Annotated in this window: 16 protein-coding genes and 1 tRNA gene; 13 read left to right on the forward strand and 4 right to left on the reverse strand. The window is 44.5% G+C overall.

Features of this window, described 5'->3' with window-relative positions; translation table 11 throughout:
- The first annotated feature begins 84 nt into the window (after positions 1-84).
- The 8 genes from HXT32_RS01025 (at position 85) to HXT32_RS01060 (ending at position 10,332) form a co-directional block, all read left to right on the forward strand.
- The gene (locus tag HXT32_RS01025; protein WP_415697830.1) at positions 85-2,388 is read left to right on the forward strand and encodes a hypothetical protein; all 2,304 of its coding nucleotides are present in this window, start codon (positions 85-87) and stop codon (positions 2,386-2,388) included.
- Between the two features lie 83 nt (positions 2,389-2,471).
- The gene (locus HXT32_RS01030) at positions 2,472-3,722 is read left to right on the forward strand and encodes an acyltransferase family protein (protein ID WP_415697831.1); all 1,251 of its coding nucleotides are present in this window, start codon (positions 2,472-2,474) and stop codon (positions 3,720-3,722) included.
- Positions 3,723-3,745: 23 nt separating this feature from the next.
- Positions 3,746-4,591: an ABC transporter permease gene (locus HXT32_RS01035; protein WP_004109231.1), complete on the forward strand. Its 846-nt coding sequence runs from the start codon at positions 3,746-3,748 to the stop codon at positions 4,589-4,591.
- A complete protein-coding gene (locus tag HXT32_RS01040) occupies positions 4,591-5,847 on the forward strand; it encodes an ABC transporter ATP-binding protein (protein WP_102155635.1) in 1,257 nt (418 codons plus the stop codon). The genes HXT32_RS01035 and HXT32_RS01040 overlap by 1 nt, the downstream gene beginning before the upstream one ends.
- Before the next feature lie 57 nt (positions 5,848-5,904).
- Positions 5,905-7,644: a glycosyltransferase gene (locus tag HXT32_RS01045; RefSeq protein ID WP_102155637.1), complete on the forward strand. Its 1,740-nt coding sequence runs from the start codon at positions 5,905-5,907 to the stop codon at positions 7,642-7,644.
- A complete protein-coding gene (locus tag HXT32_RS01050; protein ID WP_064621478.1) occupies positions 7,644-8,612 on the forward strand; it encodes a glycosyltransferase family 2 protein in 969 nt (322 codons plus the stop codon). Before HXT32_RS01045 ends, HXT32_RS01050 begins: the two co-directional genes overlap by 1 nt.
- A 115-nt stretch (positions 8,613-8,727) precedes the next feature.
- Positions 8,728-9,969, forward strand: coding sequence for a UDP-galactopyranose/dTDP-fucopyranose mutase family protein (locus tag HXT32_RS01055; protein WP_422118993.1), 1,242 nt, complete (start codon positions 8,728-8,730; stop codon positions 9,967-9,969).
- Between the two features lie 278 nt (positions 9,970-10,247).
- Positions 10,248-10,332: transfer RNA gene (locus HXT32_RS01060), tRNA-Ser, on the forward strand.
- Positions 10,333-10,465: 133 nt separating this feature from the next.
- On the opposite strand, the gene rfbB is transcribed toward HXT32_RS01060, so the two are convergent.
- Positions 10,466-11,557, reverse strand: a complete 1,092-nt coding sequence (gene rfbB / locus HXT32_RS01065) for a dTDP-glucose 4,6-dehydratase (RefSeq protein ID WP_422118994.1) — start codon at positions 11,555-11,557, stop codon at positions 10,466-10,468.
- 248 nt (positions 11,558-11,805) lie between these two features.
- Between rfbB and HXT32_RS01070 the strand changes: the two genes are divergently transcribed.
- From HXT32_RS01070 to HXT32_RS01085, 4 genes are all read left to right on the forward strand, one after another.
- Positions 11,806-12,882 (forward strand): DMT family transporter, encoded by a 1,077-nt coding sequence (locus HXT32_RS01070; RefSeq protein WP_422119860.1) that lies wholly within the window; start codon positions 11,806-11,808, stop codon positions 12,880-12,882.
- A 117-nt stretch (positions 12,883-12,999) separates the two neighbouring features.
- On the forward strand, positions 13,000-14,013 hold the full coding sequence (locus HXT32_RS01075; RefSeq protein ID WP_422118995.1) for a ribose-phosphate diphosphokinase: 1,014 nt from the start codon (positions 13,000-13,002) through the stop codon (positions 14,011-14,013).
- A gap of 131 nt (positions 14,014-14,144) precedes the next feature.
- Positions 14,145-14,483: an ACT domain-containing protein gene (locus tag HXT32_RS01080; protein ID WP_012914449.1), complete on the forward strand. Its 339-nt coding sequence runs from the start codon at positions 14,145-14,147 to the stop codon at positions 14,481-14,483.
- Between the two features lie 107 nt (positions 14,484-14,590).
- Complete coding sequence (locus HXT32_RS01085) at positions 14,591-15,886, forward strand: PFL family protein (RefSeq protein WP_422119865.1); 1,296 nt, start codon at positions 14,591-14,593, stop codon at positions 15,884-15,886.
- Between the two features lie 259 nt (positions 15,887-16,145).
- Here the strand turns inward: HXT32_RS01085 and HXT32_RS01090 are convergent, their stop codons facing one another.
- The 3 genes from HXT32_RS01090 to HXT32_RS01100 form a co-directional block, all read right to left on the reverse strand.
- Positions 16,146-16,955 (reverse strand): peptide ABC transporter permease, encoded by an 810-nt coding sequence (locus HXT32_RS01090; protein WP_244261708.1) that lies wholly within the window; start codon positions 16,953-16,955, stop codon positions 16,146-16,148.
- 114 nt (positions 16,956-17,069) lie between these two features.
- Positions 17,070-18,065 carry an A/G-specific adenine glycosylase gene (locus tag HXT32_RS01095; protein WP_103013911.1) on the reverse strand — a complete coding sequence of 332 codons (996 nt, stop codon included), beginning with the start codon at positions 18,063-18,065 and terminating at the stop codon, positions 17,070-17,072.
- A gap of 33 nt (positions 18,066-18,098) precedes the next feature.
- Complete coding sequence (locus tag HXT32_RS01100; RefSeq protein ID WP_012914445.1) at positions 18,099-18,788, reverse strand: tRNA (cytidine(34)-2'-O)-methyltransferase; 690 nt, start codon at positions 18,786-18,788, stop codon at positions 18,099-18,101.
- 868 nt (positions 18,789-19,656) lie between these two features.
- On the opposite strand from HXT32_RS01100, the gene rpoB reads away from it, so the two are divergent.
- Complete coding sequence (gene rpoB / locus HXT32_RS01105) at positions 19,657-23,205, forward strand: DNA-directed RNA polymerase subunit beta (protein ID WP_033888523.1); 3,549 nt, start codon at positions 19,657-19,659, stop codon at positions 23,203-23,205.

The raw sequence follows: 23,205 nt of genomic DNA on the forward strand, positions 1-23,205 counted from the left end.
GTTATGTAACGCTACAAAACGGTAACTCTACAAAACAGTAACGTTAAGAATGGCAATAGTACGAAGGAATTAACAGGTGTGCATATGGGCGATACGAGCAATAGTAACGGTAATGCGACTGCTGTAAATGATGTGGCGGCAGAAAGAAACGTAACGATGGCGGGTAGTGCAGTAAGTAGCACAATAAGTGGTGCAATAAGCAGTGCGATACAGTGCAGTCGCGATTGTGCTCGCGCTATGCGTTCTGTTTTACGACGCATATCGCTAATTATGCCGCTTATTATTGTGCTTCTGCTGGAACTTGTATGGTTCAACTTTCCGGCAATCGAATCGTCAGGATTCAAGCCAACTCCTGTTCAGAGAGTTTCAACCGGTGCAGGTTTGATGCGTCACGGCGACGTGTACACAGTTACCGGCAAAAACGATCAATACATACAATTGCATTACGCTCAGCCTTCTCAAATAAATAATATTTACGTCGATACGCGTTCGCCTCACACTCGCACACTCGATATTGCTGTGTATGTGTTGGATGGTGGCAACAGTGCTTCTTATATTCAAGTTGCGTCTCAGCCTGTTACGTCGAATGTGAACGATACGAAGTATGTGCGTGTGCATGCGGTTGATAAAGTTGCGGGCTTGCGTTTGAGTACGAAGCTTCAGAAAGGTGATTCTTTTACAATTGCTAATCTTGCGTTGAATCAGCGTAGGCCGTTGCATATTTCGCTTGTTCGCGTCGTGATGTTGTTGCTTATTGCTTATGCGATATACGTGTTGGCTCCGCGTTCGCGCATTTATAAAGAAGCGCTTGATTTGCGCGTGCGTAAGCAGCAGTTGTGGCTTGTTGCGTTAGTGCTAGTGCAGTGCGCAATACTTATTGGAGTAACGAAAGTTACTGGTACTCAACACATGTTTACAGCTGGTGTGTGTAATAACGGCGGCTTTATATGTGACGCCAACCAGTACAATCACCTCGCCAACAGTCTGCTCAAAGGTCACCTGTACTTGGATCTGCCGGTTCCTGACTGGCTGCCGAATATGAGCAACCCTTACGATGCAGGCGCGCGCTACGCCATGTCGATAAAAACTGGTCAACCAACTTACTGGGATTATGCGTTCCACGGAAGCCACTACTTTACTTACTTCGGCGTACTTCCGGCACTGTTACTTTTTGTGCCGTTCAAAGTACTTACCGGTCATGATTTGCGTACAGATTACGCCGTCGCCTTCTTTGCTGTCGCTTTCGCAATTGCTTCTATCTATCTTATGGTGCAATTACTTCGACGCTTCTTCCCAAAGCGATCCTTCGGTTTCCTCGTGCTGTCGCATCTCGTTATGCTCATGTCCAGTGGAGTGCTAATTCAGGCGTATCTGCCGCAAATCTACTCGCTTCCTATGCTGTCATCATTGTGTTTCACCTGCTTAGGACTGGGATTGTGGCTACAGGCGCGAACTACTCAAGATACTCTTTCTAAAACCCCGTACTTACGGAAGTCACTACTCATTCTGGGAGCAGTATGTATTGCACTAAACCTAGGGTGTAGGCCGCAATTTATTCTGGCGTCATTGTTTGCTTTTGTAATTTTTAAGGAAGAAATCGTAAAGTACCGTCTATTTTTTGCCTTCAAACGGAGCAGCGTAATCAATACTATATGCGTAATCGCACCAATGATTCTTATAGGCTTAGCCGCCTGCTGGTACAACTACGCGCGTTTCGGTTCTCCACTCGATTTTGGTGCAACCTACAATCTCACCGGTTTTGACATGGTTCACCGCTCCTACTCTTGGGCGCGAATCCCATGGGGAGTATGGATGTACCTGTTCCAGCCTATTACTATTACGCCAGTTTTTCCGTTTATGGAACAATCCGTGCTGCCGTCAATGTTCCACGGGCAAATCATTATGGAGCCATTCTTTGGAGGCCTACTCGCTTACTCTCCTGTATGCGCAGCCGTAGTACTGTACCCGGTAGTAAAGCAACAATTACGCAAAAAGCAGCTTGCTGGATTCTTTACGCTCGGCTTAACGTTGTCGATACTGCTTATGGTATTAGATGCGGAAGTGGTAGGAATTTCCAGCAGGTACTTTAGTGATTTCGGCTGGCTGCTAGCGTTGTGTGCAATTATGGTGATTGCAAGTCTTATAGACAAAGTCTCGTCTTGTGTGCACATGGTTGACGTTCCTTCTGATTGCGTCAACGAAACAGGCGAGGAGTTGCCTTCTAAAGCCAACCTTAAGTTAATGCACAAAGTTCTGATTATTCTGGTGATTTCCAGCGTGAGCTTGTGTTCCTTAAACCTCCTTGCTAACGGACGATACTCAGACCTTCAAGGTACTAGGCCGAGCATATACAGAAGTATCGAATCCTGGTTCTCGCCACTTACGTAACAGACGAATCAGTTGCAATTTGGTTACTATTAGTAAATTACAATTCAGATAATTTGAAGAAGAAAATTTTGAAGAAGAAAAATATGGTAGTAGAACAGAAACAACCAGCGCAAAAAGTAGCGTGTTCTGCACAAGCTCAAGCGGTATTACAATCGAGCAAAGACCTGCAAAATGGCACGCAAAAAGACCTGCAAGTTGAAGTCTTGCGAATTATTGCAATGCTTATGATTGTGGCCTGCCACATGATCATACATTTGAACATTCGCGAGCACAGTTTCAATATGGAACTTTTGCCGGCTCCAGGCTTGCGTTCAGCACTTAAATTCTTAGTCGTACAATACGGTCAAGTTGGTGTCTCAACCTTCTTTATTATTTCCGGCTACTTTTTATGTCGCAAAACCTTCCGCTACCGACGCGTTTTTGCAGCGTGGGTGCAAATGTTCTTCTACTGCATTATCGTGCTGGCAGTAACCTTCGTAGCAGACTGCTTTGGCTTACTTCCGGAAAATTTGAGCAACTTACTTCACGGAAAAGAACTTGTCTACACGCTGTTGTGGAATGTGACGCCATTTACTTACCGAAGCTATTGGTTCATGAGCGCGTACTTAATCATGCTCATGTTCATGCCTTTTATCAACATTCTTATAAGTCACATGACTCAGCGCAATCATGCTATGCTGCTGGTACTTCTTGCGTCAATCTCACTTATTCCGCTATATTTTGGCAAAAATTATACTTGGAACGATATTATTTACGCAATTTTTGGATATTTAGCCGGAGCTTTTATTGCGCAGTACGGTAGCGGAATAAAAAAACTTACTACGAAGCGACTTTGTGCGTGCGTAGCAATATCTACTGTTCTTATGCTCGCTTTCGACTATGTTGCTTCGTCCGGAAATAAGTTTGTGCGAGTTCTTACGTGGGATCAGCAGGTCCACGGCGGCATTGGAATACTGCCAATGATTATTGCAATGTGTATTTTCATTCTCGTACACCGAATAAATATGTTGCGAATTAAAGGACTAGCAAGAACTGTAATTTTGCGCGTTTCCAAAGCAACTTTCGGAGTGTACCTTCTTCACGAGCACATGTTTATTTTCATAGCGTTGTGGACGTTCGTGGCGTGGATGCTTCCTACAACTTCCTCAAGCGCACTCATAGTGCTACTTTACGCAATTACTTTAATTTGTACGTACGCAGCACTTTCAGTTGTTGCAGTTGTAATAGATCTCGTTATCAAACCAATTTCCAACCGAATTGCGCTAACTTTGGAGCATGTCGCCAATTGCGTATGTTCTGTGCACAAAACGGATTCGCAATCCAAAATGGAGTAAGTAACTGGTAAACTATATATCTTGTGAAAAACATTGTAGATAAGTTGCGCGCAAGATACCACTATTCGTGGGTGGTTCTTAAAGAGCTGGTGAAAACTGATTTCAAATTGCGCTACCAAGGGTCTTTCTTGGGAGTTGCGTGGTCGGTTTTGCGACCGCTTATGCTGTTTTGCGTAATGTATGCAGTGTTTGCAAAGTTTTTGCGAATGTCGGATGGCACGCCCACCTATCCAGTTGTGCTTTTGCTTGGCATTAGCGCATGGCAGTTCTTTGGCGAGGCTACTTCGATTGGTTTACGTGCGGTGGTAGACCGTGGAGATTTGCTGCGTAAAATCCATTTTCCTAACTATATTGTGGTGGTTTCGGCAACTGTTGGCGCGTTAATCAGTTTTGCAATAAATCTTGTGGTAGTAATCATTTTTGCCATCTGCTCAGGCGTGCAATTTACGTGGTGGGTGCTATTAGTTCCTTTGAATTGTATACAGTTGTACGCATTAGCATTAGGCGTAACGCTGCTGCTAGCAACTATGTACGTGTATTTTCGCGACATTGCGCACTTGTGGGACGTGGCGCAACAAGTACTGTTTTACGCAATGCCAATCATTTACCCTCTAAGCATGGTGATTGGTAATAATTCTTTAGGAAGATGGGGAACGGTTATTGCAAAAGTGCAGTTACTTAACCCTATTGCACAATGTATTCAAGATTTGCGCCACAATCTTGTAGCACCTCTTACTCAGCCTACTGTGTGGAATTTAGTAGGGTCTCCTTTGCTGATGATGGTTCCGGTAGTATTAACCGTAATCTTGTGTGTGCTCGGCGTCGCAGTGTTCCGCAAGTGCAATCGTAAGTTTGCTGAGGTGATGTAATGAGCGAGATTGAGTTGACAAATACTGAAAAAGAAGAGTTGCAACCAGTCGTACTTTCAGTAGAACACGTAGGCAAATACTTTAAGCTACCAACTGAGCAAGCAAGCGGTTTGAAACAGGCGTTTATTAATTGGACGCGTGGTATCAAAGGCTACAAAGAACAGCACGTTCTGCGTGATATCAACTTTGAAGTACGCAAAGGCGACTTCTTCGGCATCGTAGGACGCAACGGAAGCGGCAAATCAACCCTACTCAAACTCATCTCTGGAATCTACGTACCAGACTCCGGACGCATACACGTCAACGGAAAACTCGTGCCATTCATTGAGCTTGGCGTAGGCTTCAACCCAGAACTAACCGGTCGCGAAAACGTGTTTTTAAATGGAGCACTATTAGGTTTTACGCGCTCGCAAATTGAAAACATGTATGACGATATAGTGCATTTTGCAGAACTTGAAGAGTTTATGGATCAAAAACTTAAAAACTACTCTTCTGGTATGCAAGTGCGTCTTGCATTTTCAGTTGCAATTCAAGCTCAGGGAGATATTCTAGTACTTGATGAAGTTCTTGCAGTTGGAGATGAAGCTTTTCAAAGAAAATGCGATGAATATTTTGCAAAGGTTAAAAAAGACGTAAGTAAAACAGTTATTCTCGTTACGCACGATATGAACGCAGTAAAGCGTTATTGCAATAAAGCTATTCTTATTAAGAATGGCGAAGTGATTGTTAACGGAGATAAAGACGATGTTGCAAATCGTTATACTCTAGAAAATCTTTCTAGCCAAAATGGCGGAGAAAGTGAAGATAGTTATGCTGTTGGCTTGAATGAGCGAGTGCCATTTATGCGCATTGTTCCTTTGAGTAAGCAGTTGCTTAATTGTAAAGAAAAATTCCGTTTTGCTATTGAATATGAATTCAATGAGCCTGGGAAATATTTTATAGCTGTAGCAATGCACGACATAAAACGTGGAGGAATCACGTATGATTCTGGAGCAGATAAAATTGAGCTCGAAGGAACAGGAAGACAAAAAGTTGAATTTGAAGTGCCTCTTAAAATCTTAAATAATGGCGAATTTAAGCTTGTTGCCTCTCTTCGTACTAGAAGCAAAACTGATCCTGAATTAACAGATATGGTTGCGTTTACTAACGACAGTAATTCGTGCATGTTTGCTGTAAGAGATAGTCAAAACCGTGAGTATGCGCTCTTAAATGACAATGCAATGACTTTTACTTGCTTAAAGCATTATAAATGCTAGCTTTATTTATTGCTGGTTTTATATGTGCTAAAGGCTAAAAATAAGGGTGTTTTAGTAATGAATTTCTTTAATCTAGATGTTAATGCAAAAACTTATATAGACTCTTTAAGCGAGCGTCAACGCAGGCTTATTGTGGGCGCTATAAACTATCATTCATTAACTGCACCGTCTAGAACTTTGCAATATCAAGTTTACATGGGTCAAAAATGGCAGTATCCTCGTTTAGCTGATTTCTCAGTTTTTGACGGTGCTTGTACAAAAAACGAAGGATTGAAACCAATCGCAACTTTTAGTGCACAATCAACTGTTAAAACTAATAGCGAATACACAAAAGAATTTTGGAATGAAGGCAAACTGTTTAAAGATAATGGCGTTAGGTATTTGTTGCTGACACCAGATGATGCAACCGACGATGATGTGATGTCTCACTGGGCTTCTGATACGTTAAAGCAGCACATTTACAAAGAGTGTGAATTACACGCACCTTCTATGTTTGATGTTGTTAGGGAAGTAATGCGCAAAAAACGCGAGTGTGATTCGAAGAAACTTGTTGAAGCGTATTGTCCTTGGAATAAAAAGAAGTTTGATTATGTTGCAAATGCTCACCAAAGAGAAATTGCAAAACAAGAAAATTGGGATTTATCAAATATAAAAGATGCTAGATTGGACTGTGTTTCTCCTGCTAAAAGAGTTGAAGGAGCTAAAAAAGCTATTATTATAGGTTTGCATTGGCTGCAAGCTGGTGGTGCAGAAAGATGGGCTGTAGAAACAATAAAACTTGCCAAAAAAGCTGGTTTTGTGCCAATTGTTATCACAGATAGAGACGGTCACCAGCCGTGGATTACGAAAGATTTCTGTGATGATGCTCTTGTATTACCACTTACTCCACCAATTAGAGAATATTGGGCGGATGTTCCACTTTTAAGATCTTTGTTTGAGCAATTTGACATTAAAGCAATAGCAATACACCATTGCCAATGGCTTTACGACCATATTTGGTGGGCTAAACAATTCTCCCCAGAAACACATATTATTGATTCGCTGCATATTGTTGAATACATAAATTGTGGAGGATATCCGCATGAAGCTGTAACACACGATAAGTGGATTGATTTGCACCATGTTATTTCTCCACAACTTGAAAATTGGTTGCATGATGTGCATGGTATTGAATCTTCCAAGATTGTTGACGCTCCACTTATTGGTCTTACTGCTGGAATTGGAAACGATTGCGTATCGCCGAGAAAAAATAAAAATGTTCTGAATGTTGCTTTTGTTGGAAGGATTGCAAGACAAAAACGTCCAGAAGCGTTTGTTCTTGTTGCAAAAGCTTTAAACAAAAAATATCCAGGAAAATTCCACTTCATTTTGCATGGAGATGGCGAATTAGACACATATGTTTCAGAACTTATATCTAGGTATGGTCTTGAAAACGTTATTGAGCGCAGATCTATGAAAATTCCAGCTCAAAAAACGTATGATGATGCGGACGTGCTACTTATTAGCTCTGTAAACGAGGGTATTACGCTTACAACTATTGAAGCGCTTTCTAATGGAGTTCCAGTAATTTCATCGGATGTTGGATCGCAAAAAACTGTTATAGCAAAAAGTGCGTTATTGCCAAGAATGACTTCTAGTTTTGTTAAAGCGTCTGTAAAGGAATTGTTTAAGATTATGGAGAATGATTCATATCGTTCATTATTGTTAAAAGAAGAAGTTGAAAAATTGCGCAATTTTGCAAAACTCGAATCTGCAGAAACGTTATTTACTAAGTTATTTGAAGAATGGAGCAAGTAATGTCAAATGCTCAAGTAGTGGATGCTAATAAATCAAAAGATAGCGTTAATGTTGCGGCTGTTGTAGTAACTTTTAACAGGTTAGAGAAACTAAAAACCGTATTGGCTTCGTTAGAATCTCAAACGCGACTTCCAAATCAACTAATCATTGTCAACAATGCTTCAACTGATGGCACGGATAAATATTTGGAAGAGTACACTCGCGATTTTGCGAATGGTCATTTGGAGAATCGAGTAAATCTTACTGTTGTAAATTTGCCAGAAAACGTTGGCGGCGCAGGCGGTTTTAGTGCTGGTATGCGTAAAGGGTACGAGCTTGGCGCAGATTTCGTGTGGATTTTTGACGACGATGGCTATCCTCAGCCACAAGCTTTGGAAAAGCTTCTAGATGGATTTAATGCTGCCGTAGGTGAGCTTGGTGCGGATGTTCCGTATGCTTGCTCAATGGTGAAGTTCGTGGACGGATCGATTTGCGAAATGAACAATCCAGTACCAACGTGGGATTGGGGAAGGCTTATTGCTAAAGGATTTAACAATCTCGTTATGGTTACAAGCTGTTCGTTTGTGTCGGTGCTTATTCCTCGTTGGGTTATAGAAAAGTACGGATTGCCATTTAAAGAATACTTTATTTGGTTCGATGATGCCGAATATACACTTCGTATTACGCGTGTATGCCCGGGCGTGCAGGTTCTCGATAGTGTAATTATGCATGACATGGGAGCAAACAAGGGTGTGAACTTTACAATGATTGACAAAAAGAATGCTTGGAAATTCGCATACGGCGTGCGTAATCAAGCATCTTACCGTTTGCATCACGAAGGTAAAGCAAAATACTTGCTTTTCTGCGCAAATGTAGTTCGTCAAATGCGAAGAGGGCATGTTGAGAGAAAGTTGCGCCGCAAAATGATTGGTCAAATGCTAAAAGCGATTAGATTTAATCCAAAAGTTGATTTTCCTAAAAATAAGTAGCGCAACAAGCGAAATGCTAGGTTAATAACTGGAATATGTTAATAACTGGAATAGCTTAATAACTGGAATATATAAAGCATAATTTCAAAATAGACGTATCTTATAAAGGAATAAAATGTACGAAAAAGCAAAATCAGCAACTTACCCAGATTTAGTAGTTGTTGGAGCAGGATTGTTCGGCTTAACTGTAGCTCAGCAAGCAGTGGAGCATACGGACGCTCGCGTTGAAATTATTGACGTTCGAAATCACATTGGCGGCAATGCTTACTCGTATTTTGACGAGCGCACAGGAATCGAAATTCACAAGTACGGTGCGCATCTTTTTCACACAAGCAATAAGCGTGTGTGGGATTATGTGAACCGTTTTACGTCGTTTACTAACTACGTGCATCGCGTGTACGCAACTCATGACGGCGAAGTGTATCCGTTGCCAATCAACTTGGGTACGATTAACCAATTCTTCCACGCGCACTACACGCCAGAGGAAGCGAAGGCTTTGATTGCAAGCCAAGCGGGGGAGTTGGCTGGCAAAGATCCGCAAAATTTGAACGATAAGGGCATTAGCTTAATTGGTCGTCCGCTTTATGAAGCGTTTATTAAAAACTACACGGCAAAGCAGTGGCAGACGGATCCTTCCGAGCTTCCTGCTGGAATTATTAAACGCTTGCCTGTGCGATTTAACTACAATAATCGCTATTTTAAAGACACTTGGGAAGGCTTGCCAACGGACGGCTACACAGCTTGGATGCAGCGCATGATTGACGATCCGCGTATTCACGTTTCGCTTGGTGTAGACTTTTTCGACGAGTCGCAGCCGTTTAATAAGCGCGCGTTGGCGGAGGCTGGAGTGCCGGTTGTTTATACCGGTCCGGTTGATAGGTATTTTGACTATGCGCTCGGCGAGTTGAAGTGGCGCACTGTAGACTTTAAGGAAGTGCGTTACGAGGAGAGCGACCATTTTGGCTGCCCAGTTATGAACTATTCGGATGCTGATGTGCCATTTACGCGCGCGATTGAGTTTAAGAACTTTAATCCAGAGCGTGAAGAAGTTGGCGGAGAGGCTAGTGGTGATGCTGACGATTGCGCAACTTTCGTGCCGGGTAAAAGTGTGAAAGCTGGGGAAACTGTAGTGTGGCAGGAGTATTCTCGCGCTGCAACTCGCGACGATGAGCCTTACTATCCTGTGAATACTGATGCAGATAAAGCCTTGTACGCGCGCTATGCGGAGCTTGCTGCGGCTGAGCCTCGCACAGTTTTCGGCGGTCGCTTGGGAACTTACAGCTATTACGACATGCACAACGTAATCGACATGGCTTTGCGCGCTTACGAATCTCAAGTAGCGCCGTTGCTGGCTTAGGTGGTTTGGTGGGCGTTCTTGCGATTAGCCGCCGCGCGCGTAACCTGAAAGCACGTAACCTGAGCGCGCGCTAAAACGGCAATCAGGGACACGGATGCAGTTTGCTGACTGCGCGAGTGTCCCAAAACAAGCAAAATCCGGCCCTAATGCAGAACGCGATCTGCGCGAGTGTCCCCAAAAAGGTTGTCGGCGCGCGCGAGTTTGCAATATCCGCGATTCGTGGTATTCTATTTAAGTTGTTTGCTTGGCAAGCAGTTTGATTGCTAAGTTAGCAGTTTGGAGAATTCGCCTAGTGGTCTATGGCGCACGCTTGGAAAGCGTGTTGGTGTAACAGCCTCACGAGTTCGAATCTCGTATTCTCCGCTCCTAGGGTTTCTAGCCAATCGCTAGAAGCCCTTTTTTCATGCCGAAAACCCGATTGCCGCTTACCCGACGTCGCGCATGTTACACTCTAATCACTCAGGCAGGTCGTCGAGCGCAATTTCGTCACCCAAATTCAGTGCCCTAATTCAGCGTAATGCTGCTCGACTTGCGCTTTAATAGGCTTCCATAAATCGGCGTGAGAGTCGTACCACGATATTGTTTCTTGCAATTCTTGCTTCAAATTATCGTGCTTAGGCTCCCATTTTAATTGTGTTCGAATTTTCGTAGTATCTAGTGCGTAACGCCTATCCTCGCCTATTCTGGGATTTACATACGTTATATTTGTTTCTGGCACGCCCATGAGTTGCATCAAAATCCGCAAAATATTTATGTTGTTAACTTCACAGTTAGCGCCAATATTATATGTTTCACCGATTGTTCCACGCGTTAGAACGTGCCATATTGCGTCGCAATTATCTTCAACGTGGATCCAATCGCGTATCGAATCTCCTACGCCGTACAATTTTGCTGGCATATTGCACATAATATTTGTAATTTGGCGAGGAATAAACTTTTCAATATGCTGTCGTGGCCCGTAATTATTGCTGCTATTCGAAATAGTTGCGCGCAAACCGTAAGTTCTACACCATGCTTTTACCAAGAGATCGCTTGCAGCTTTGCTTGCAGAATATGGACTAGATGGACAATATGGGCTTGACTCGTTGAATTTAAGCACGCTGTCAATAGGAAAATCTCCGTAAACTTCATCGGTACTTACTTGATGGAAGCGAATATTATATTTGTGTGCAAATTTAATGAGTGTATGCGTTCCTAAAATATTTGTGCTTATAAACGGGTCAGAAAACTCGATTGCATTATCGTTGTGTGATTCTGCAGCAAAATTTACGATTGCGTCTATAGCAGGAAGTGTTGTTCCTTCTGCAGTTTTAATTGGATTATGCGGATCTAATAGCTGATCAACTATATTTTCGTCTCGAATATCTCCGCGAATAAAAGCGTATCGGTTGTTTGCAAAATCTTGAGGTAAGTCGTAAAGATTTGCCATATTCCCAGCGTAAGTAAGCAAATCAAGTACCGTAACAGCAACCGTTACATGATATTTAGCTATGTAATGCACAAAATTAGATCCAATAAAACCTGCGCCGCCAGTAACTAAAATGTGGTGTGGTTGAAAAATATTACTGTTTGATGCGTAGTTGTGCATGTTTCCGCCTTCATATGACTAGTGCGTTGGTTTATGGCTTAAGTCACGTTGTTATTTTGGTTTATTTCGTTGATTTTATTGTTTAATGCGCGCATTTTGAATTGTAATTTTTTAATACTATACATTTCTTTCGTGTGTGCAAGTAGAGTATGTTTTTCTAAAGTGTTGTTTACCAGCAAATTAGTTGAGTAGATGTGCAATAATTACTGCATGTTTGCTTGTTTTGGGGATGCGAGGTGAATCTAATAATGGTTAAGTTTTCTTGGCGTAGCAGTGCGCATGATTTGGATTCATCAAATATTGATTCCTCTTCAACAAAAAAGCAACAATCTTCAAAATTGCAATCAACAGGTTCAAAGACTTTTGACACATCAAAATCTGCAACAAAAGCAATCGAAGATACTCCAAATAAACCTAATCCAGCGTTAAATCATTCTACAAACGCTATTCTTGTAGGAATATTTTTAACTCTTTTAGGTGGCGCATTTTGGGGTGCAAACGCAACAGTTTCGAAAATCCTCATGTCGACGTATCGCGTATCTCCTTTGCAAATCGCTTGCGTTCGTCAAATTGCTGCTGGCATGTTATTTGTCATTACTGCTGCAGCTTGCACTCCTAAGCAGTTAAGTGGTGCTGTGAAAACTGGTCGTACTTGGATTTCAATGGCTATTACGGGAATTGTGTGCGTTCTTCTTACGCAAGTTTCGTATTTATGTACTATTGATTGGACTAATTCTGGCACTGCTACTGTGCTTCAAAGCCTTAACTTACTGTTTGTTTTGGTTTATGCGTGTTTCCACACTCGCCGCGTGCCAACTATGCGCGAAACTATTGGAGTTGTGCTAGCTTTTGCAGGAACTGCTTTAATGGCTACAGGTGGTAATCTTTCTTCACTGTCTTTGCCTGTTATGGGTTTGCTTTGGGGGCTTGCAGATGCTGCGTCTACAGCGGCGCTTGCTATTATGCCTGTGAAATTGATTGCAAAATGGGGAAATCTGACTGTTAATGGCATTACGTTTATTATTTCTGGTTGTATTATGCTCCCGTTTGTGCGACCGTGGGAAACGATGCCTGCATTAGATTTGCGCGCTATGCTGCTTTTTGCTTTTACCGTTATTGCTGGAACTTTTGGAGCATATTGGCTGTTCTTAGAGGGCATTATGCGAGTAGGTTCTGTTCGTGGCACTTTGCTTGGAGCTAGCGAGCCTGTTACTGCTGCAATTACTGCTGTTATGTTTACTGGAGCTGTTTTTTCATGGGCAGATTTTGTGGGATTCGGGCTTATTTTCGTAATGATGATTTTGCTTTGCAAGCGTAGTTCTTAATGATTTTAAAGTAACGCGCTAAAATAAAACGCTTGTTGTGTCGTACGAGGCGCACAAGCTGCTAAAATAGAAAGCGACTATGTCGCGCAACACCAGTTTGCAAACGGGAAGGCAATTATGTCAACAATTCTTGAAGGCAATCCAAAAAAGCAGATGATGTTAGTTACGGGTCGCGCATACCCAGAACTTGCTAATGAGACTGCACAGTATCTTGGTATTGATGTGCTTGAGACTACTGCCTACGATTTTGCGAATGGCGAAATGTATGTGCGCTTTACTCAGCCTGTTCGTGGTTCGGATGTGTTTGTGCTTCAGGCACACACGAATCCTATTAACAATTGGATTATGGAACAGCTGCTTATGGTCGATTCTTTGCGACGCGCATCTGCTCGCAGTATTAACGTGGTTGCACCGTTCTTTGGATATTCTCGCCAAGATAAGAAGCATCAGGGACGTGAGCCTATTACTGCTCGACTCATGTTTGACTTATTCCGCGCTGCTGGTGCCACGCGCATTTTGACTGTTGACATGCACGCAACTCAGGAGCAGGGTTTCTTTGACGGGCCTGTTGACCATTTGACTGCGATGCCTGTGCTTATTGATTATGTGCGAAACTCTATGAAGCTCGATAATGCAACTATTGTGTCTCCTGATGCTGGTCGCATCAAAGTCTCTGAGCAATGGGCTGCAAAACTCGGAGATTTACCTCTTGCTTTTATTCATAAAACGCGCGATATTACGCGCCCTAACCATGCTGAAGCTCACGGCATCATTGGTGAGATTAAAGGACGCGATTGCATTGTTGTAGACGATATGATCGATACTGCTGGCACTATTTGCGAAGCTGTACGTACTTTGCGTGAGGTTGGAGCAAAATCTGTTACTTTGGTTGCAACGCATGCTTTGCTTTCTGGACCTGCTGTTGAGCGTTTGAAAGCTGCTGGAGTTCGCGAGATTATTGTGACGGATACAGTTCCTGTGCCTGAAGAGAAGCGTCTTGATAATATGACGGTTCTTTCGATTGCGCCGCTTCTTGCTGCTGGCATTCGTTCCGTGTTCCGCTCTGGATCGCTTGTGTCGCTTCGCAACGCACTTCCGGAAGATATGAAGCAGCATAATATTTACGCATAAAAAATGTATAAAAGCGCATAAAGCGTATAAAAACGTATGATGTGTAAAATTGAAACAAATAACCGCATAATTTGCGTTAATGCATAAACTTTATGCATTAACGTACGGGTTCAAAACGGCAGGAGGCAAATATGGTCGCCAATAACGCAACAGCAGTTGCAGAGAATAATGAATCGCAAGAAGCGTTGCAATCTGATGCTTTCAGGGCGATTATTACCGTTGTCGGCTGCGATACCGTTGGTATTATTGCAAAAGTTACTTCACATGCTGCCGAGCATAATGTAAATATTTTGAATATTTCTCAAACAATTGTCGACGGATTCTTCAACATGATGATGATTGTTGACGTGTCTACTGTTGATTGCGAATTTGGCAATTTTGCTGCAGGATTAGAAACGCTAGGAGACGAAATTGGCGTGCGTATTCGCTGCCAGCGTAGCAATATTTTCACTGCAATGCACAGAATCTAAAATCCGCAGCAATCTAAGTAAACGTAAGGAAGTACATAATGCTCAACCTGATGGAAGTAAGCGAAACTAATTCGATGATTGAGTAAGAACAGCTCGACGTTCGCACAATCACCATGGGAATCAACCTACTAGATTGTGCTTGCGAAAACGTGCAGGACGTTTGTTGTAAAGTTGAAGCAAAAATCACACGTCTTGCGAAAGATTTAGTAAAAACTGGCAACGATATTTCGCGCGACTACGGAATTCCAATTGTAAACAAGCGAATTACTGTAACTCCGATTTCGCTTGTTGGAGCGTCATCTTGTAAAAAGCCTGAAGATTTTGTGCAAATTGCGCACGCATTAGACAGAGCAGCACACACTGTTGGAGTTGATTTAATTGGTGGGTATTCTGCGCTTCCAGCAAAGTCGATGACTGCAGCAGACCGCATGCTTATTGAGTCGCTTCCGCAAGCTTTAAGTGAGACGGAAATTGTGTGCTCGTCTGTGAATGTTGGCTCAACACGAACCGGTATAGACATGGATTGCGTAGAGCTGCTCGGACGTACGATTAAAAAGATTGCTGAAGCTACAGCTGGAAACGATTCTTACGGTTGCGTTAAATTCGTGGCTTTTTGCAATGCTCCGGACGACAACCCGTTCATGGCAGGCGGTTTCCATGGTGTAACTGAAGGCGATGCTGTGATCAATGTTGGCGTGTCTGGTCCTGGCGTTGTTTCGAGTGCACTCGATGCTGCTAGAGGAAAAGACTTTGCTTTTCTGTGCGAAACTATTAAGCGCACTGCGTTTAAAATTACTCGCGTAGGTCAGTTGGTTGCGCAAGAGGCTTCTCGTAGGCTTGGTGTGCCGTTTGGAATTATAGACTTGTCGCTTGCTCCAACTCCTGCGGTTGGCGATTCTGTTGGCGAAGTGCTTGAGAAAATCGGTTTGGATCAGGTTGGTGCTCCCGGCACAACTGCAGCGCTCGCTATGCTGAACGATCAAGTTAAGAAGGGCGGCATTATGGCAAGTAGCTATGTTGGCGGTCTTTCTGGAGCGTTTATACCCGTTTCGGAAGATGCAAATATGATTGCTGCTGCGAAGTCTGGCTGCTTGACTATTGAAAAGCTTGAAGCAATGACTTGCGTTTGCTCAGTCGGTCTTGACATGATTGCAATTCCTGGAAACACTTCCGCTGCAACGATTTCTGGCATGATTGCGGATGAATCTGCAATCGGCATGATTAATCAAAAAACTACCGCTGTGCGAATTATTCCAGTAATTGGAAAAGGTGTAGGCGAAATGGCGAACTTCGGCGGATTAATGGGATATGCGCCGATTATGCCAGTAAACCAAACAAGCTGCGAAGCTTTCGTAACTCGCGGTGGACGTATTCCTGCTCCAGTACACAGCTTCAAGAATTAGCGTGCGCTTTGACCGAGCTTGAAATCACAGGATTTCAAGCTCGGTCAAAGCGGAAACTCGCTTAAGTTGGAAGTCCGGGGGACTTCCAACGCGAGTTTCGTAGCGAGCGCGTTACCCGCGCGAGCGTCACCGTTTTTTCGTTACTGGTGCAGTCGTCAGCGCAAATGCCGGAGAACATGCGCGCTTTTGGGGACTTACACCCCACATAAGTACACAAAAACGAGCGCAGCGCTTCGGCAGGTCGTCGCACGCATAAATCCTACTGCACATTAATGATCACTGGCTCGCTGTGAAGCCCTGGCACGCGCTTATGCTCAAGCCGCGCAACGTATGTGCCGCGATCCACCTTCGGTAAATCGTCATCTGCAACACAGCCTTTTCCGACGGTAGTATTGGTATTCCAAGTGATTTTCTTTTCGAAATGATCACCCTTCGCCATAAGCAGCGGCTTTAATGCAGTGTCACAACTATCAGAACGCCATACTGCATGTGATAAGTAGTCAACGCTCTTACTTGCGTCTTTAAAGTCTTTGTTGTCTTTATTATCTTTCTTTTTATTATCTTTAGTTGCTTGCTTACCTTGCGTAACTTCTTCACTACTATTAATAGTTAGAACAGCATTCATATCCGATGCGTCAATAAGGCAAGAAGAGTTTCCTTCGTACACAAATCGTTCTGTCAACTCAACACTACCGCCCATAGGAACAGTTTGTGACTTAGTAGAAAGCTCAAGACGAATATCTTTATCAGTGCAATGAGGTGTTAATCCAACAGGACGGGGGTCTGGCACTGAATGACGAACAATGGTAACTTCATGACCAGCAATCGCTTTACTAATAGCGGCAATACCCTTGCTCAAGCTAATAACACAAAATATTGCCAACATAATCAAAAGCAACAAAGCAATACCGACAACAATTCTGCGACGACGATACATTCTTCGTTTTGCTGCGCTCATGTTACGTACGGTCTTACGCACGGGTTTGCGCATCGGGTTGCGAACCGATGTTGCGCTCGCATTGCGATGCGGCTCACGTGGTGACGTAGTTGGCATTGACATATTTACCATTGTAATACATAAGTCGATGAGATGAACTGTACTCACTACACAAGGTAGACTCTCATACAAAGTAATTAAGCTGTTAATTAAAGAGTTACAAAAGCAGCGTAATGAGTTAGTTACTTAAGGTAATGTTAAAGTGCCATCTGGCAATATAGTGATAAGACTGTCATGATCGAGCGAAGCAATGCATTCGCCAAGTTGTGTTTGATTCGACCATAAATTGTTGATCTCGCAACGTTGCAATACCTGCTGTTTTTTATGTGCTTCACGCAATGCCTGCAAAATAATGCCGCGCACTTGCCGATTAGTGCCGGCAAAATGCTGCTGGGGGCGGGTATGGCGGCCAAGACCTGGAAATCCAGCAGCTTTGAAACGGCACCATGTTTGCAAAGGACATGCAGTGCATTGCGGAGATCGTGCTGTGCAAATGGTAGCACCAATTTCCATAATTGCCTGATTCCAAACGGATGAAGTGCAGGTAGTGTTGGTGGTGTTAGTAGCGTTAGCAGTGGCAGTAGTAACATGATTATCTTCTGGCAATACTGCGGCAGCAAGCTCGCGGTCAGATTGCGTTGTGCTGCCACCATGCGATTCAGTTCCAGTAAAAGCGCGCATAAGTACGCGGCGAATATTTGTATCAATCACCGCAATGTGCTTGCCATAAGCAAAGCTGAGTATTGCACTTGCTGTGTAATCGCCTACACCTGGCAAGGCAATAAGTTCTTCATAGGTGCATGGCAGCTTATTGCGATATCTTGTTGCTACAACTTGAGCACAAGATTGTAAACGTAACGCGCGTCGAGGGTAGCCGAGGCGACCCCAAGCTGTAATAATTTCAGCACTCGTAGCGTGAGCTAGTGATTGTGCATCTGGCCAAGTTTGCATCCAAGTGAGCCAATAGGGTACAACACGGCTCATTTGCGTTTGCTGGCTCATTACTTCACACACAAGCACACCCCAAGGGGTAGTGTGCCCAAACCTCCAAGGCAAATCGCGTGCGCAACTATGCCAAAAAAGTGCAACATTATCGCGCGTAAGTGTTGCCAATTCGCGCAATGGCTGAGAAGTTTCTTCGGTGAGATGTTCTTCGGGGAGAGATTGTGAATCTTGTTGCATGCTTAATTATGTAAACGTCGTATACTTTTGTGATTACTTTCCGCCTGTAAAACCGAGTTGTCTCCACGCTTCATACACTGCAATAGAAGCGCAATTTGTAAGATTCAAACTACGAAGTGACGGGCGCATAGGAAGACGCACCTGCTCTGCCACGTGCGGGCCTGCCATAACATCCATTGGATCAGGAATATCTCCTGGTTCTGGTCCAAAAAGCAGAATATCGTTCGGCTTATATTCAATTTCAGTGTAAAGTTTCGTAGCATTCGCAGTAAACGCAATAATTCGCGAATTTGGCATTGACTCAACTAAATTCTCAAAATTTGGGTGCAAAACAACGTGAGCCATATCGTGATAATCCAAGCCTGCGCGACGTAATTTAGTATCGTGCAAATTAAAACCAAGCGGCTCAACCAAGTGCAAAATAGTGCCAGTTACAGCGCAAAGTCGAATTGCGGAACCTGTATTTCCTGGAATACGAGGGGAGTAGAAGCAAAGGTGAGGAGTGTGCGTTTCTGCGCGCGCTGCGTCGTCGGCGCTGAGCATTGCGTCCATAACGCTAATTGGATTTCCGTGAGCGTCGGTTACAAGCTCGTCTGGGCCATAATTTGATTTGCGGTAGCCGTACTCGTACATTTGCTCTACGCGGCTTGCTGCTGCTTTGTGTGCTTCTGTTTGCTTTTCGGTTTTGGCTGCGGCTTCTTGCGTATTCTCGCTGTTATTCATGCTATTCCTTAGCTTTTTAAGTATCTTTACGTAACTTCGTAATCGTAACGTATTTAGTTTACTCGCAACTTGTATCGTTTGCCGTGGCGCGAGTTTTGGGGGATTTCTCTCTTCGCATGTGCTACGACCTGCTTGAGCGCAGCATTGTGCGCGCGAAAGCAACTCGGAGCGTGAGCTTGCTCAAGTTGAAAGCACGGTGTGCTTTCAACGCAAGCTCAGTAGCGAGCGCGCTTTGCGCGTGAGCGTTCCTTCGTCGCTCTATTCTTAAACTTTTTTAACGATAAGCTCGCGTTTTATTACGCTCGCTTGCGAAACTCGCGTTGGAAGTCCACTGGACTTCCAACTTAAGCGAGTTTCCGCATTGAAGTGCCTCCGCGCACTACGCTTTAAGCGCTCCGGCAAGTCAATGCGCAGTCCTCTTTTAGTGCTCGTAAAGAAATCCCCCAAACTCTGCATGCTAATTCGTTAATAACCGTGCCTTATCGCAGAGATTTTTCGATTTTTCTTCTTCACTCGGCGAATCAGCAGCCTACGGCTCTGACGTTCGCCTCGCTCAGTGCGAAAAATCTCAAATCTCACCACACGAATATTCGTTCCACTGAAGTAGAGAATATTAAGCATCCCAGAAATTGCAAGCGCTAGAGCGGACTTTTTTTATTAATAAGGAAGTCTTTAGTTTTTGGTAAAGTAGAGGTTCTGTGTAAGGTGTGTCATATAGCGGGCATGCTCATGGAACCGAAGAAGGCGCCCGCGCATCGCAACTTGCTTATTTGGCAGTTTCGTTTGCCGCGATTTTCTTTAGTTTTTCAAAGATTAAATAGTTAACTAGCGAGTGATAAAGGAACGTCCATTGGCTGCTGAACAAGCTATGACGAGCACCACGAAAGTCATCGCACGTGCTGACGAACATGATATTAAGTTGCATAAAGCGTCAGATCGTGTGAATTTTGGCTCCATTTGTGAGCCTATTGATGTGCCATACCTCCTCGGCGTGCAAACCGACAGCTTTGATTGGTTGATCGGCTCTGAACGCTGGAAGAAGCGCGTTGCAGAAGATGAAGCAAACGGAACTCACACCGTGCCTCATGTTTCTGGTCTCGATGAAGTCTTCCAGGAGATTTCCCCAATTGAGAACTTTGCTGAGACAATGAGTCTCACATTCTCTGATCCATACTTTGAAGAGCCACGCCACACTGTGCTCGAGTGCAAGGAAAAGGATTACACCTATTCTGCTCCACTTTATGTGAATGCTGAGTTTGAAAACGGCGAAACTGGTGAAATTAAGAGCCAAACTGTTTTCATGGGTGATTTCCCACTTCAAACTCCACACGGTACTTTTATTATTGGCGGCACCGAGCGAGTAATTGTTTCGCAGCTTGTGCGCTCTCCAGGCGTGTATTTTGATCGCACGCAGGATCGCACTTCCGACAAGGATGTTTTCGGTGCGAAGATTATTCCAAGCCGCGGTGCATGGCTGGAATTTGAGATCGACAAGCGTGACGTTTTAGGCGTTCGCGTTGACCGCAAGCGTAAGCAGTCTGCAATCGTATTCCTTATGGCTATTGGCATGACGAAAGACGAAATTGCCGATGCTTTCCAAGGATACCCACTTGTTTTGGATGCGCTCGCAAAAGAGCCTATCGAAACGCAAGACGATGCACTTACCGATTTGTACCGTAAGATTCGCCCTGCAGATACTGCAACTCCAGAAGCTGGTCGCAACCTTCTCGATTCCTTCTACTTCAACACAAAGCGTTACGATTTGGCTCGCGTTGGTCGCTATAAGATCAACCGCAAGCTCGGCATTGAAGCAGATTACAGCGATCGTAGCTTGAACCGCGAAGATATTATCGCAACTATTAAGTACTTGGTAACGTTGCATTCCGGCGAAAAAACCTTCCCAGGTAAGCGCGACGGTCAAGACGTGCAGTTGCGCGTTGACGTTGACGATATCGATCATTTCGGCAACCGTCGTATTCGTCAGGTTGGCGAGCTTGTGCAGAATCAGCTTCGTACCGGCTTAAGCCGCATGGAGCGCGTTGTGCGCGAACGTATGACAACTCAGGATGCAGAGGCAATTACTCCTCAGTCCTTGATTAACATTCGTCCAGTAAACGCAACTATTAAGGAATTCTTCGGAACTTCCCAGCTCAGCCAGTTTATGGATCAAAACAATCCTTTGGCAGGAGTTACGAACAAGCGTCGTCTTTCCGCACTTGGTCCTGGTGGTCTTTCTCGCGATCGCGCTTCTATGGAAGTTCGAGACGTGCACCCATCCCACTTCGGACGTATGTGCCCAATCGAATCCCCAGAAGGTCCAAACATCGGTCTTATCGGTTCTTTGGCAACCTTCGGACGCATCAACCCATTCGGCTTCATCGAAACCCCATACCGCAAGGTTGTGAATGGTCACGTAACTAACGAAGTTGAATACATGACTGCAGACCGCGAAGCCGAGCACGTTATTGCTCAAGCAAACCAGGAACTCGACGAAAACGGCAACTTCGTTGGCACTCAAGCACTTGCTCGCGTGGACGAAGAAGAAGCAGTCGATGTGCCTGTAAGCACTGTAGATTACATGGATGTTTCCCCACGTCAGATGGTTTCCCTTGGTGCTTCCTTGATTCCATTCTTGGAGCACGATGAAGGTCACCGTGCATTGATGGGTACGAACATGCAGCGTCAGGCTGTGCCGCTTATTAAGTCGGAGCGACCACTTGTTGGTACCGGTTCTGAATGGCGTGCAGCAGTTGATTCTGGCGACGTAATCTTGGCTGAAAAGCCGGGCGTAGTAACTTACGTTTCTGCAGATATTATTCGCGTTATGAACGACGATGGAACTCAGTCCAGCTACAAGCTTTCAAAGTTCCAGCGTTCTAACCAGACTACTTGCTACAACCAAGTGCCGCTTATTAAAGATGGTGAGCGTGTTGAAGCTGGTACTGTTTTGGCAGACGGTCCTGCAACCGAAAAGGGCGAACTTGCATTGGGTAAGAACTTGCTCGTTGCATTCATGCCTTGGAACGGTTACAACTACGAGGATGCTGTGATTATTTCCCAGCGTCTTGTGCAGGACGATACGCTTTCTTCTATTCATATTGAAGAATACGAAATCGACGCTCGCGAAACCAAGCTTGGTTCCGAAGAGATTACTCGCGATTTGCCAAACGTTGGTGAAGATGCGATTGCAAATCTTGACGAGCGCGGCATTATTCGCATTGGCGCTGAAGTCGAAGCTGGCGATATTTTGGTTGGTAAGGTAACTCCTAAGGGCGAAACCGAGCTTACTCCAGAAGAGCGTTTGCTCCGCGCAATCTTCGGCGAAAAGAGCCGCGAAGTGCGCGATACTTCTTTGCGCGTGCCACACGGTGAGACTGGTACTGTGATTGCAGTTAAGGAAATCACTCGTGAAGACGCTGAAGATGACGGTGACGAGCTTCCAAACGGCGTGAACCAAATGATTCGCGTTTACATTGCTCAGCATCGTAAGATTACGCAAGGCGATAAGCTTTCCGGTCGTCACGGCAACAAGGGTGTTATTTCCCGCATTTTGCCAGAAGAAGATATGCCATTCTTGGCTGATGGTACTCCAGTTGACATCATGCTTAACCCGTTGGGTGTGCCTTCTCGAATGAACTTGGGTCAGGTGCTCGAGCTTCACTTGGGTTGGATTGCTCACGCTGGCTGGGATATTAACTTGGATCCAGACTTGGAAGCAGCTTGGAAGAAGTACGTGCCGCAAGGTGCTGAGCATGGCGATCCATGCACTCCAGTTGCAACACCAGTATTCGACGGCGTGCGCCCAGAAACTTTGAAGGGCTTGCTTTCTACAACACTCGCAAATCGCGATGGTGACAAGCTTGTTGGCTCCGACGGTAAGGCAACCTTATTCGACGGTCGTACTGGTGAGCCATTCCCGAAGCCAATTTCTGTGGGCTACATGTACATTTTGAAGCTGCATCACTTGGTTGATGATAAGATTCACGCACGTTCCACTGGTCCTTACTCCATGATTACCCAGCAGCCGTTGGGTGGTAAGGCTCAGTTCGGCGGTCAGCGCTTCGGCGAAATGGAAGTGTGGGCGCTCGAGGCTTATGGTGCTGCTTACACATTGCACGAAATGATGACTACGAAGTCTGATGACGTCGACGGTCGCGTGCGCGTGTATGGTGCTATCGTCAAGGGCGATAACCTGCCACCAGCTGGCATTCCTGAATCCTTCAAGGTGTTGCTTAAGGAAATGCAGTCGCTTTCCCTTAATGTTGAAGTGTTGAACGCTGAAGGCGTTGCAATCGACATGAAGGATGAAGAGGACGACCCAGTTTCATCTTCCGACGATCTTGGCTTCAATATTGGCGCTCGACCAGATTCGTCCGCCAAGGAAGATCAGATTGCTGTTGAACCTGAATACCAGTGA

The sequence above is a fragment of the Gardnerella sp. DNF00747 genome, from assembly GCF_049262675.1.
GTDB classification, from domain to species: Bacteria; Actinomycetota; Actinomycetes; order Actinomycetales; family Bifidobacteriaceae; genus Bifidobacterium; species Bifidobacterium swidsinskii.